This is a genomic window from Streptomyces sp. NBC_00459, from assembly GCF_036013955.1.
Lineage (GTDB): Bacteria > Actinomycetota > Actinomycetes > Streptomycetales > Streptomycetaceae > Streptomyces.
Genome location: NZ_CP107903.1, coordinates 4022738 through 4035474 on the forward strand (window position 1 = coordinate 4022738; position 12737 = coordinate 4035474).

Consider the following 12737-nt stretch of genomic DNA (forward strand, 5'->3'; position numbering starts at 1 on the left):
GTGACCCACACCCCCTCCCCCTCTCCCTCTCACCTCACCGCGATCCGCGACTCCTACGACACCGTCGCCGCCGACTACGTCCAACTCGTCAAGAACCCGACGGAGTTGGACCCCCTGTCGCGCGCGATGCTGGCCGCGTACGCCGAAGCCGTGCAGGCCGCCGGCCTCGGCCCGGTCGCGGACCTGGGATGCGGCCCCGGCAAGGTGACCGCGCACCTGGCAGCCCTGGGTGTGCCCGCGTTCGGCATCGACCTGTCCCCGAAGATGATCGAGCTGGCCCGCCGCGCCCACCCGGAGCTGAACTTCACCGTGGGCTCGATGACCGCCCTCGCGCTCCGGGACAACGAACTCGGCGGCATCCTCGCCTACTACTCCACCCATCACACCCCACCCGAGCATCTGCCCGCCGTGTACGCCGAGTTCCACCGCACCCTCGCGCCCGGCGGCCTCCTGATGCTGGCCGGCCACGTGGCTACCGACGAGCCTCTGCGTCTGAGTCCGACACAGGCCTACGGCGGCCACCCGGTGTCCTACGAGTCCCATCTGCTCCCGGCCGAACGGATCGCCGAGCTGCTGAGGCGGGCCGGATTCGTGATCACGGCGCGGCTGTCGCAGGAGCCCGCCGAAGCAGCAGGCGCGAAGAGGGCATTCGCCACCGTCCTGGCCCGGAAACCCGAACCCTCCACACCGTCATAGTGGTTTGTCACAGTTGGCGCCCCGACATCAACGGCCGCAATTCGTTTCGTCCCCCCGGGGCCGGCACCCTAGTGTGGCGCAGTGCCGATTCCTGTTCAGCCTCACGCCCAGCCTCAGATTCAGTTGATCATCCTCAACGGTGGTTCCAGCTCGGGGAAGTCCGAGATCGTACGGTGTCTGCAGGCCGAACTGCCGGACCCGTGGCTGGCGTTCGGGTGCGACTCGTTCGTCGACGCCCTGCCCGCGAGGATGCGGGAGTCGGACGCGGGGATCGCGATCACGACGGACGGCGAAGTGAGCGTCGGGGCGGACTTCCTGGCACTGGAGGCCGCCTGGCGGGAAGGCGTCGTGGCGATGGTCCGGGCTGGCGCCCGGGTCGTCATCGACGACGTCTTCCTCGGCGGAGCGGCGTCCCAGCGGCGCTGGCGCAAGGCTCTTGGTGAAGTGGACGGAGTGGGTGACCTGCCCGTGCTGTGGGTCGGTGTCCGGTGCGAGACCGCCGTAGCCGCACGCCGCGAGGTCTCCCGGGGAGACCGGGCCGTGGGGATGGCCGCCGCGCAGGCGAACGTCGTGCACGAGGGCGTCGTCTACGACCTGGAGGTCGACACGTCGCACACCGGGTCCCTGGTGTGCGCGCGAACCATCGCCGCCCGCGTTCACGAAGTCGAGTGACCACGAGCGCTCCAGGCAGCGCCGAAGCGCTGGGCGGGTGATCAGGACTCCCGCCCAGCGCTCGTTCGCCTTCGGTTGCCGCCGTTACTCCGGGCTGCCGCCCGCACCGCGTTCGCGGCGCCGGAGCAGCGCCTGCCAGATCTGGTCGGCGACGGTTCCGGTCACCAGCGCGGCGACGGCCGCCACGTACCAGGGCAGCCCCAGGGCCGCGCAGGGGGCGATGGCCGCGACGAGGGCGATCAGGTTGAGCCACCAGGGCGTACGTACGATCACGCGGGTCACCTCTCGGGGGGCGGCCATCAGCGGCAGTTCTTCTTGCTGACCTTGGTCAGCTTCTTGTTCGACGGCACGATCTTGGTCTGGTAGCAGCCCATCGGTGACAGTTTCCAGTTGCTGATCTGCTTCAGCCACTTGGCGAGGTTCGTCCAGGCGTTCAGGCCCGCGGCCCCGCAGATCATCTTGCCGATGCCGGCGATCTTGGCCGGGAGCTTGGCGACAGTGCAGCTGTACAGCCAGCCACCCCAGCCGGAGACGATCGCGATGTCGCCGTAGGCCTTCCACTCGACGCCCTTGGCGTTGAAGTAGATGCCCAGTCCGAAGGTCAGCTTCGGGTCGGCGACCACCGGGAACGCCGTGGTGGCGGTGAAGCCGACCGTCTGGATGAGCCGGTCACCCTCGACACGGTACGACGTCGCAACCGCGTTGCCGTTGGCGTCCCGGGCCCATGGGGCGTCGATGAGGCCGTGGGTCACCGGCTTCTCGTCAGTGCCGGAGGACACCAGGACGGTGTCCCCGTCGAACGGGGTGAGCGTCGCGCCCGCGGGCAGCCGCATCGTGGACGTGTACTCGTGGGGCGCCGTGGCGTTCTTGATGACCTGGAGGGTGCGGACGCCGCCCTCCAGGGTCGGCTGGGCAACGGTGTCGACGGGGCCGTTCGGGTCGGCGTAGACGACGTTGCCGTTGAGGGCGACACCACGGGGCTGGGTGATGGGCAGGCCCACTCCCATGCCGCCGCGGTCGGCTGACTGGACGCTGATGGTGTCAGCGGTGCCCCAGGGCACGCCGACCGTGTTGCTGCCGGTGTCCGCGATCGCCGCGTAGGTGCTGTCGCTGGTGGTGGCCGGGGTGACGTCGGCGGCGTCCAGAGCGGTGTTGACCGTCGCCAGCGCCTTCATCTCGGGCGTGAGCACCATGCCGGTGTCGACGGTGAAGGTGACGGGCTCGGACCAGCCGTTGCTCCAGTGTGTGCCGTCGTCCGTGGTGGTCCGGAAGGAGTATGTCCTGCCGTTGACCAGTTTGCCCGCCGGGACGACGACCTTGGACGTCTCGCCGGTGGGCACGGGGGCCGCGACGACGCTCGTGACCACCTGGCCGGTGGCGGTGTCGGTGATCTGGTAGGTGCCGCGAACCGAGTCGTCGTTGTTGGAGTCCTCGGGGGTGAACCTCAGCGTGGGCGTCGTGGAGTTGACCCGGTAGATGCCGCCCTGCGTGTAGAAGGGCGGCCCGGCCTGGAGGTTGCTGCCGGACTTGGGGCGGTAGTTGTAGCTGACCGTCAGCTGGGGAATCTGCTCGGCGGTCGACTCGGAGGAGTAGAAACGCTTCCAGGCGTAGGTGTCCGACTCGTTCGCGGCCTTGAGCGCGATGCTGCCCGTCTCGGCCTTGGCACTGGCCCAGGTCTGGGCGAGAGAGGTGACGTCCGCACTGACCCAGCCGGCGTTGTCGCAGGAGGCGCCGCGTGTCTCGCTCGACGTGGCGATCTTCTCCAGTCGCGCCGGCTGGTTGCTCCAGCGCGTGTCGGTGTCGGCTCCGTTCGCCGCCCACACCTCCCACGGGCGCGTCTCGCACGACCAGGAGTGGTAGTTGTACAGCGACAGCTTGGCGCTGCTGACCAGTGCGTCGGCGAACACCGAGGTGTCCCAGGTCAGATACGAACGGGCGATGCGCTTGCGGGACTTGGCGGTGTCCGCGTAGTCGCCGGGCCAGCCGAGCTTGAGGTCGGTCGACGCGGACTGGTCGGTGGTGTCGCCGTCCTGGACGAACGTGTCGAAGAGGGAGCCGAGGGCGTCCGTGGCCGGATCGATCGTCACGGGGTACCGGGTGTCCGGGTCGGACAGGAAACCGGCGTCCGGGGTGAGCGTGAGTTCAACCGTGTCACCGTCCTGGGACAGGGTCATGGGAACCCGTACGGAGTTGGTGTGCTCGCCGGAGCGGGGGTCGACGCGCGCGTCCCACATGACCGGCGCAGGCATGGTGCCGACCTCGTCGCCCGATTTCCGGTCCGTGAGGGAGACCGAACCGTCTTTCTGCTGCACCGCGCTCAGCCCGGGCAGGGTCAGTGGCACCGTCCACGGAGCCTTGTTGCCGACTGGCCGGTCCTTGAGGACGAGGAACTGCTCGAATCCCTCGCGGGTGGCGTCGACGACCAGGTCGGCGCCAGGCACCGCCTGGTGGCCGTCGACGGCCGGGGTGGGCAGCCCGCCCTTCCACTGCACGGCCATGCGGCGACTGCCCATGCCGAGCGTGACCAGATCGCGGTTGGCGGAGTCCGGTGCGGCTGCCGCCGCGGTGACCGAACGGGCCTTCACTCCACCCGCTCCGGCCAGCCGCAGCCCCTGGGGGTGGGCCTTGGCGACCACGCTCCCGTCGGGACGCCGGGTCAGTGTGGCGTCCACGTCCACCCAGTCGCCGTCACGCAGCATGCGAACGGGGCCGGAACTGAGCTCCGTGACGAGGGTGCCGTCCGGACTCGCCCAGGTGGTGGAGGACTCGGTACGGCGTTCCAGCACCTCCACCCGCCGGTTTCCGGCCTTGGCGGCGACGATGGCCGCCTCCGGGGTGTTCGCCTCGGTGACGACGCCCGGTCGGGGCACGTCCGCGACGGTTCCCCCGGCCGCCGCGGACGTGCCCGGGGTGCTCGCCGAGGCAGGAGCGGCCGGTGCCGCGGAGCCGAGCAGAGCGAGTGAGGTGAGGGCCGAGAGCCCGCTTACGGCGTAGGCGCGCAGGGGTATGCGGCGTCGGTTGCGGGGGCGCGGAGAGCCCACGGACTGAGTGTTGCGCATGAACGGAGTGGTCCGATCCGTTTGTGAAAAAAGTATGAGAAGCGTGAAGTTATCCCGACCGGGCGAAACCGGGCAGCACGTAGATCACTTCAGATCTGGGCAAATAGGATCATTCGGAGAAGTGAAGTGCGTCACGGTTTCTCGATACACGCACACCGGGGTGGACTGTTGATCAATAGACGTGTATCGGATCTTCGCGATGTCGATGACCGCACCGATCAGACCGTGACACCGAGCACGACCGGTACGGCCCCCAGCGCCCCCCGCGCCGACTCCGCCACCCGGATCTCCACACTCCCCGGCAGCACCACCCGCTCCAAGGCCCCGTCCACCTGGGCGAGTTGTTCCGTTCCGAGGGTGAAGGCGACCGTACGGCTCTCTCCCGGGGCCAGGTCGACGCCCTGGAAGGCGCGGAGTTCGAGCGTCCGGGGCCACACCGTCGTACGCAGCGGGCGGATGTAGAGCTGCGCCACCGAACGACCGGCCCGTTGTCCGGTGTTGGTGATCTCGACCTCGCAACTGGCGCCGTCATCAACGATGTTCGGAACGCCGTACGCGAACGTCGTGTACGTCAGCCCCTGCCCGAAGGAGTACAGCGGCTCAGCGTCCTCGTCCACGTACGACCCGTACTCCGTGTCCTTGTGGTTGTAGTAGACGGGGAGTTGGGCCGCCGAGCGCGGCACCGACACGGGGAGGCGGCCGGTCGGGGCCGTGTGGCCGAGGAGGATCTCGGCGATCGCCTCGCCGCCCCAGGGGCCCGGGTACCAGGCCGTCAGCAGCGCGGCGGCGTGTTCCGCCGCCTCGGGGACCGCGTGCGGGCGGCCCTGGATCAGGACGACCACCGTGGGTGTGCCCGTCGCCGTCACCGCGTCCAGCAGGGCGTGCTGGGCCCGGCCCAGGCGCAGGTCGGCCAGGTCGACGCCCTCGCCGCAGGTCATCTCCGACACCACGGTGCGCGCTGCGCCGTTGGCGTCGAACTCCGTGTCCGGGGTACGGGCACTGCTGCCGCCCAGGACCAGTACGGCCAGGTCGGAGGCCGCTGCCGCCGCCACCGCTTCGGGGATGCCGGAGAGGTCGCCGCCGGTCAGGGTGCAGCCCGGGGCGTGGCGGATCTCCGTCCCGGGGAGGGCGAGGCGGTTCAGGGCTGCCAGGACGCTGGCTCCGGTGCCGGGGCGTTGGGGAGCCGTGTAGTCGCCGAGCTGGTGGGCCGTGGTGGCGGAGTGCGGGCCGATGACGGCCATGCGGGAGACCCTGGCCGGGTCGACGGGCAGGACACCCGCCTTGTCGTGGAGCAGGGTGACGGCTGAGCGCGCAAGGGCCGTGCTCAGGGAACGGCCCTCCTCGGCGGACGGCAACTCGGGTGCCGTACAGGGGTGTTCGAAGAGGCCAAGGCGGAACTTCAGGGTCAGGACCCGGGAGACGGCCGCGTCGAGCACCGACTCCTTCACCAGGCCTCGTTCCACCGCCTCCGCCAGGTGGGTGAATCCCTCGTCCCAAAGGCTCAGGTCGACACCGGAGTTGAGGGCGAGAGCACCGGCGGAGACCTTGTCACCGGTGATGCGGGCGAGGCGGTCCACCGCCAGGCCGTCCGCCATGACCAGGCCCTCGAAGCCCCAGCCACCACGATCCCCGCCTCCGCGCAACAACCCGTTCAGCAAACGGCCGTTGGCCGAGCACGGGATGCCGTCCACCTCGTTGTACGCGGCCATGACGGCCGCGGCACCGGCCCGTACGCCCGCCCTGGCCGCCGGGAGGTGGATCTCGTGGAGTTCACGGGGGCCCAGCTCCGACTCGGCCGAGTTCCGGCCGCCTACCGTCGCGCCCTGGCCGGCGAAGTGCTTCAGGACCACCGGGGCCTTGTCCGGGAAGAATCTCCCCTGCTCGTCCATGTCCCCCTGTGCGCCTCTCACCAGCGCCTCCGTCAGGCGCGCGGCAAGGTAGGGGTCCTCCCCGAAGCACTCCTCCGTACGCCCCCAGCGCGGGTCCCGGGCGATGTCCAGCGCCGAGACCAGGGCCAAGTGACCGCCCCGGGCGCGGAGTTCGGCGGCGGCGTGGGAGGCCGCCCGCTCGTACAGGTCCGGGTCCCAGGTGGCGCCCACCGCCAGGTTGACGGGGAGGACCGTGCCGTCGAGGGCCATGAGGCCGTGCGGTACCTCCTCGACGAAGAGAGCGGGGATGCCCAGACGGCTGCGTTCGAGCACGTGGCGCTGGACCAGGTGGGCCAGTGCCGGGCCCGCCTGCGCGTCGGCGCCCGTCGAGTGGTCGACGCCGGACCAGGCATCGGCGCGCAGGAGTCCGTACAGAGCGCCGAGTCCCTCGAAGCGGTCGGTTTCCTCGTACAGGGCCTCGGTCAGCTCGAACTCGCCGTCCGGGCGGCGGCGGTAGGCGTCCCAGCCGTACATCCGCTGGTTGAGCTGGCCGACCTTCTCGCGCAGGGTCATCCGGGCCAGGAGGTCGGCGACGCGGGCGTCGACCGGGGCGGCGGAGTCTCGGTAGAGGGGGTGGGGAGAGGTCACTGGTGCTTCTCCGGGTGCGTGACGGGGGCGGTGTCGAGTGCGAGGCGCGCCAGCGCCACCGCGCCCCGGCTGCCGTCCGGGACCCAGTGCGCGACCAGGCCGAGGGCGCCGAGATGCCGATCCAGGGGGGCGGTCAGCGGGCCTTCGGGGCCGAGCAGACCGCCCGTCGCGACCACCGACTCGCCCGGAGCCGGCTCCAACGCCCGTACGCAGTCGGCGAGATGACCGGCAGCCTCCTCGATGATCGCCCGCGCGAGGACGTCCCCCACCCGGGCAGCCTCGGCGACCAGCGGGGCGAGCCGGGCCAGTCTGACCGGCGGTTCCGCCATGACGGCGGGCAGGACGTGCCGTCGGTAGGCCTCGCGGTCGGCACGGGACCAGGCCCGACCGACGTCGCCCTCATCCTCGTACGCCAACGCCTCGCCCTCGTACGGGAGAACCGCCTCCGGCACCCCCAACTCCCGTCCCACCCGTGCCGCCAGAGCCGTGTCGCCGCCCCGCCGGTCCGCCATGCGCAGGGCGACCCGGACCGCTTCCCGGCCGATCCAGAAGCCGCCGCCGTCGTCGCCGAGGAGCCAGCCGTCGCCACCGACCGTCTTCTCGCAGCGGCGGGCGGTGATGCGCATCGCGACGGCGCCGGTACCGGCGACGAGGGCCAGACCGTCCGGCGGGGTGTCCGGGGCGGCGGCGAAGGCGGCCTCGATGTCGCTGCTGATCCGGATCGCGCGCGGGGGGACGAGGATGCCGAGTCGTCGCAGGGCTTCCGTCAGCGCGGTGCGGGCGTTGACGCGGCCGGGTTCGTCGGCGGTGCCGGCGGCGCCCGCGAAGCCGCCCGCGACGGCGACGACCCGGGGGCGGTCCGACTCCGGCACAGCCAGGGCGAGGGCCTCGACCAGGTGCTCGGTCAGCTGCGGTACGGGGACGGTGAGGGCGTTGCCCGGCCCGGCGACGCCCTCACCGAGCGGGCGCCCGTCGGCGGCGGAGGCCAGCACGGCGCGCGTACGGGTGCCGCCCGCGTCGAGCCCGACAACGAGGGCGTCGGCCGCCGGAACACCGCGTTCGCCCGGGCCGGGGTCCCGAGAATCCCGACCCAAATCTTGGTTCAATTCATTGCTCATCGCGCACTATGGTGGTTCATACATTCGCCGAGGACAAGACCGACTCGCGGCCCGGCGCAGTCACGCACGTCCGAGGAGGACCTGTGAGCACACCCCCCGCCCCCCGTTCCACCCCTCGTTTCGGCGTCAACTACACACCGCGCCGGGGCTGGTTCCACTCCTGGTACGACTTCGACCCGGCCCTCGCCCGGGAGGATCTCGACCAGATCGCCGGGCTGGGCCTGGACCACGTACGGATCTTCCCGCTCTGGCCGCTGCTCCAGCCGAACCGCACGCTCATCCGCGCGTCCGCCGTCGAGCAGGTGGCGCAGCTGGTGGACGTGGCGGCGGACGCGGGCCTCGACGTCATGGTGGACGGCGTGCAGGGCCACCTCTCCAGCTTCGACTTCTACCCGGAGTGGACCCGCAGCTGGCACCACCGCAACGTCTTCACCGACCCGGAGGCGATCGAGGCGCAGGCCGAGCTGCTGCGGACACTGGGCCGCGCGCTGGCCGGCCGTCCGAACCTCCTCGGCCTCCAGCTCGGCAACGAGCTCAACAACCTGGTCGAACACAACCCGGTGACGGTGGCCGACATCGACCACTACCTGGACACCCTGCTGGCCGCCGCGCGAACAGGACTGGGACCGGAGGGCGGCCTGGTCACGCACTCCGCGTACGACGCCGCCTGGTACAGCGACGACCACCCCTTCACCCCGGAGGCCTCGGCCGGCAAGGGCGACCTGACGACCGTCCACCCCTGGGTGTTCTCGGCCGACTGCGCCCGCCGCTACGGCCCCCGCTCCCCGCAGGTCCAGCACCTCGCGGAGTACGGCGTCGAGTTGGCCACCGCGTACGCCGAGGACCCCGCCCGGCCCGTCTGGGTCCAGGAGACCGGCGCCCCCGAACCGCACATCCCGGCGGCCGACGCCCCCGGCTTCGCCCGCGCGACCGTGCTCAACGCCGTCGAGTGCGCCAATCTGTACGGGGTCACCTGGTGGTGCTCCCACGACGTCGACCGCTCCCTGGCCGACTTCCCCGAACTGGAGTACACCCTCGGCCTGTTCGACTCCACGGGCCGCCCGAAGCCCATCGCCGAGGCCCTCGCGGAGACGGTCGCCGAGCTGCGCGCCGAACCCCGCCGGGCCGAGCCCCGTACGACTGCCCTGGTCCTGGACTGCGCACCGGGGACCCGTTCGATTTCGGGTCCGGGAGGCGCGTTCTTCGAGGCGTGGATGCGGCTGCGGGCGGAGGGCGTGCGCCCGGCGGTGGTGCCGGCGGAGCGGGCCGAGGACGAGACCTACCTGACGGCACGGGGCATCAAGGAAGCCGTACGGCCCGGGGCGAGCAGCAAGTAGCAGGAGGCCGAGCCCCCCGGGCTCGGCCCGACCGGAACCCAGCGACAAAGGGACATGATCCCCAGGGCACGGGTTCGTCCCGGGCCGGCAGCGACCGGCCTGCTTTCAGGGGCGCGGGGAACTGCGCGACCAGCCCCCACCGGCCCGCACCCCACACACCACCTCAGGCACCCCCCACCAACACTTCGGCCAGCGCCCGCAAATTGACCCGCCCTCGCCCGTACGAACACAACGATCCCGAACTCGCACCGCTGTCGGGCAACCCGGTGTCCACCAGCACCGCGTCCCCCCGCCCGGCCGCCAGCGCCGCCCGCAGCTCCGCCTGCCACGGATACAGCCCGGCATCCGACGTGGCGACCACCAGCGGCACCCCGGCAGCCCACCGCAGAACCCCCTCGGCCAGCGCCGCCGGATCCACCGGAGCCTCGTTCAACGCCATGCCCGAAGCCGTGGGATCCAGTGCGCGCACCGCGCTCAGCAGATCCTCGCCGCCCCAGTTCAGCGCGGGATGCGGCGGCGGAAACAGATCGAGGACGTACGCACCCCGCCCCGGAGGAGACACCGCGCCGCCCCCGGAACCGGCGGAGCCACCCCGCACGGCCCGCCGAGCCGCGTCGAGTCCCGCACCCGCTTCCCACGGCGCGACCGCGCCCTCCTCCACCACGCCCGCATACCGCTCCGCCAGCTTCCGCACCCGCCCGGCGGCCTCCCGTACCCGCTCCTCCGCGAGCATGCCGTCCCGCAGCGCGCCGATGACCGCGTCCCGGCAGGCCAGGGTGGTCGCCAGGTCCGGTACCGCCACGATCACCTGGTCGGCGCCCGCGGCCAGGGCGAGCCGGGCGCCGGCCGCCTCGCCGTACCGGTCGGCTATCGCCTTCATCTCCAGGGCGTCGCTGACCAGGACCCCTTCGAAGCCGAGGTCGTGACGGAGCAGGTCGCCCAGGATGCGGCGGCTGAGGGTCGCGGGCCGCTCCGGATCCAGCGCCGGGTACACCACGTGCGCGCTCATCAGCATCGGCACGCCCGCCGCCACGGCCGCCCGGAACGGCTCGACATCGGCGCGGATCTCGTCGTACGACCGCGGGTCGACCGCCATCTCGTGGTGGCTGTCGGTCACCGTGCCGCCGTGGCCGGGGAAGTGCTTGGCGCAGGACGCGATACCGCGTGCCTCGGTGGCCGTGATCCAGGCACGGAGATGGCGGGCGGCGAGCTCCGGATCGGCGCCGAAGGAGCGGGTGCGGACGATCGGGTTGGCGGGGTGGTGCTGGAGGTCGGCCACGGGGGCGTACGAGACGGTGATGCCGAGCGAGGCGAGATGACCGGCGAGGGCGTCGGCGCAGCGGGCGGTGAGGTCCGGGTCGTCGACGACGCCGAGGGCATACGAGCCGGGCACCTCGGGCGCGCCCGCGGCGACGAGGTGGCCGATGCCGCCGCCCTCGTTGTCGATGGCGACGAGGAGATCGGGGCGCAGGGCGCGCAGTTCGTCGGTGAGGCGGCGGACCTGGTCCGCGTCGCGCACGTTGCGGGTGAAGAGGATCACCCCGCCGAGGCCGCGCTCGATGAGCCGCTTGAGGGTGTCCGGGACGCCGGTGGTGCCGTCGAAACCGGCGACGAGGCACCGGTGGACGGCTTCGTCGAGGTCCAGGGGCAGGTCGACGGACAGGTCGAGGGGCAGGTGGTGCTGGGGCTGCTGCTGCATCGACTTCATCGACGTCATCGGAGGGCCTCTGGGTTCGCGGGCAGATAGTTGGATGATAGAAGTCACCAAAACTTCAGCACAAGGTGAATCAAACAACCAAAATTCCCGACTCATTTGCCCCGCACATGCCGAATACGCCCCTCGCACGCCATGCCACGGACGCCCCGCATTCACCCCCGACCCCCACGATGCGCCCATGAACCGCACCGCCCTCGCCCTCGCCGCACCCCTGTGCGCCCTGCTGGCCACCGCACTCCCCGCCCACGCGGCGGACCGTTCCACCTCCGGATCCACCTCCGCCTCCGCCGACAGCTACGGCACCAAGGCCTCGTACACCCCCCAGCAGAGCCTGCGGAGCTACCAGCAGCCCCCGAAGGGCTTCGTCCCGGTGTTCACGGAGAACGTCTCCCGGCACGGCTCGCGGGCCGCGACCGACAGCTCGGACGGCGACCTGATCCTCAAGCTGTGGGACCAGGCCAAGAGCGAGGATCAACTCACCGCGCGCGGCAAGGAGTTCGGGCCGAAGGTGCGCGCCCTGCTCGCCGCCATGGCCAAGGTCGGCTACGGCAACCTCAGCGGACGCGGGAAGAGCGAGATCGCGGGCACGGCCGTACGGATGGAGAAGCGGCTGCCGGGTCTCTTCGCCGGCATCGCGAGGAACGGCGAGAAGATCGACGTCGTCAGCTCCGGACAGGGCCGCGCCGTCGACAGCGGGCAGCTCTTCGCGGACACCCTCGCGGCCACGGACCCGGCGCTCGAACCGCTCATCGGCACGGGCCGCACCGACAAGGACCTGCTCTACTTCCACAAGGCCGCCGGTGGCGCCGCCTACCGCGACTACATCGCGAACGACCAGCGCCTCGCCACCACCCTCACGTCGATCACCGACCAGCCGAAGACCCACCGCGCGGCATCGGACGTACTGCGGAAGATCTTCAAGCGCGGCTTCGTGCAGCGCATCGTCGACGGTGAGTTCGCGACCACCGCCGGCAGCGCGGTGGACGCGGCCGAGGCGGTCTACAACCTGTACGGCATCGCCCCGGCCATGAGCGACGAGAGCCCCGGCGGCAGGGGCTGGCACATGGACCGGTACATCTCGCAGGGCGACGCCGCCTGGTTCGGGTATCTCAGCGACGCCGAGGACTTCTACGAGAAGGGTCCCGGCTTCGCCGACAGCGACATCACGTACAAGATGGCGGACGTCCTGCTCGACGACTTCTTCAAGAAGGCCGAGACCGCGCAGGACAGCACCGCCGACGCCGGCACCCTCGGCGCCGAACTGCGCTTCACGCACGCCGAGGAGATCATCCCGCTGGCCGCACTGATGGGCCTGCCCGGCAGTACGCGAGGGGTCGGCACCCAGCGGCCGTACACCTACGGCGACAACCCGTGGCGGGGCGCGGCGGTGGCACCGATGGCCTCGAACATCCAGTGGGACGTGTTCCGCAAGGGCGACACCACCCTCGTACGGATGCTCTACAACGAGAAGGAGACCGCCTTCAAGGCCGGCTGCCGACCGGTGTCCAAGGGCAGCAAGTTCTACGACCTGGATGAGCTGGAGCGCTGCTTCGGCCGTACTTCCTGAGGTACGGCCAAGAGGGGTACGCGTATACGGATACCCCGTATCCCTATACGCCACC

At 71.2% G+C, this 12737-nt stretch carries 9 protein-coding genes; 4 read left to right on the forward strand and 5 right to left on the reverse strand.

Going from position 1 to position 12737, the window contains the following annotated elements; translation table 11 throughout:
• Both OHN74_RS17545 and cpt read left to right on the forward strand, forming a co-directional pair.
• Complete coding sequence (locus OHN74_RS17545) at nt 1–696, forward strand: class I SAM-dependent methyltransferase (RefSeq protein ID WP_327695481.1); 696 nt, start codon at nt 1–3, stop codon at nt 694–696.
• Between the two features lie 123 nt (nt 697–819).
• Nucleotides 820–1368, forward strand: a complete 549-nt coding sequence (cpt, locus tag OHN74_RS17550) for a chloramphenicol phosphotransferase CPT (protein WP_327695482.1) — start codon at nt 820–822, stop codon at nt 1366–1368.
• 84 nt (nt 1369–1452) lie between these two features.
• On the opposite strand, the gene OHN74_RS17555 is transcribed toward cpt, so the two are convergent.
• From OHN74_RS17555 to OHN74_RS17570, 4 genes are all read right to left on the reverse strand, one after another.
• Nucleotides 1453–1668, reverse strand: coding sequence for a hypothetical protein (locus tag OHN74_RS17555; protein WP_327695483.1), 216 nt, complete (start codon nt 1666–1668; stop codon nt 1453–1455).
• The gene (locus OHN74_RS17560) at nt 1668–4427 is read right to left on the reverse strand and encodes a DNRLRE domain-containing protein (protein ID WP_327695484.1); all 2760 of its coding nucleotides are present in this window, start codon (nt 4425–4427) and stop codon (nt 1668–1670) included. The genes OHN74_RS17555 and OHN74_RS17560 overlap by 1 nt, the downstream gene beginning before the upstream one ends.
• Before the next feature lie 218 nt (nt 4428–4645).
• Entirely contained in the window at nt 4646–6868 is a 2223-nt protein-coding gene (locus OHN74_RS17565; RefSeq protein WP_327700168.1) for a glycoside hydrolase family 3 N-terminal domain-containing protein, read from the reverse strand.
• 71 nt (nt 6869–6939) lie between these two features.
• Entirely contained in the window at nt 6940–8061 is a 1122-nt protein-coding gene (locus tag OHN74_RS17570; RefSeq protein ID WP_327695485.1) for an N-acetylglucosamine kinase, read from the reverse strand.
• 8 nt (nt 8062–8069) lie between these two features.
• On the opposite strand from OHN74_RS17570, the gene OHN74_RS17575 reads away from it, so the two are divergent.
• The gene (locus OHN74_RS17575) at nt 8070–9398 is read left to right on the forward strand and encodes a glycoside hydrolase 5 family protein (protein WP_327695486.1); all 1329 of its coding nucleotides are present in this window, start codon (nt 8070–8072) and stop codon (nt 9396–9398) included.
• A gap of 163 nt (nt 9399–9561) precedes the next feature.
• Here the strand turns inward: OHN74_RS17575 and nagZ are convergent, their stop codons facing one another.
• Nucleotides 9562–11106 carry a beta-N-acetylhexosaminidase gene (gene nagZ / locus OHN74_RS17580; RefSeq protein WP_327695487.1) on the reverse strand — a complete coding sequence of 515 codons (1545 nt, stop codon included), beginning with the start codon at nt 11104–11106 and terminating at the stop codon, nt 9562–9564.
• 187 nt (nt 11107–11293) lie between these two features.
• Here nagZ and OHN74_RS17585 point away from each other — a divergent pair, with 187 nt between their 5' ends.
• Complete coding sequence (locus OHN74_RS17585; protein WP_327695488.1) at nt 11294–12682, forward strand: histidine-type phosphatase; 1389 nt, start codon at nt 11294–11296, stop codon at nt 12680–12682.
• Nucleotides 12683–12737 lie beyond the last annotated feature (55 nt).

Coding starts and splice junctions, on each gene's coding strand:
- OHN74_RS17560 (WP_327695484.1), bottom strand. CDS start 4,427: ATGCGCAACACTCAGTCCGTGGGCTCTCCGCGCCCCCGCAACCGACGC.
- OHN74_RS17570 (WP_327695485.1), bottom strand. CDS start 8,061: ATGAGCAATGAATTGAACCAAGATTTGGGTCGGGATTCTCGGGACCCC.
- OHN74_RS17575 (WP_327695486.1), top strand. CDS start 8,070: ATGGTGGTTCATACATTCGCCGAGGACAAGACCGACTCGCGGCCCGGC.
- OHN74_RS17585 (WP_327695488.1), top strand. CDS start 11,294: ATGAACCGCACCGCCCTCGCCCTCGCCGCACCCCTGTGCGCCCTGCTG.
- OHN74_RS17555 (WP_327695483.1), bottom strand. CDS start 1,668: ATGGCCGCCCCCCGAGAGGTGACCCGCGTGATCGTACGTACGCCCTGG.
- nagZ (WP_327695487.1), bottom strand. CDS start 11,106: ATGAAGTCGATGCAGCAGCAGCCCCAGCACCACCTGCCCCTCGACCTG.
- OHN74_RS17565 (WP_327700168.1), bottom strand. CDS start 6,868: ATGACCCTGCGCGAGAAGGTCGGCCAGCTCAACCAGCGGATGTACGGC.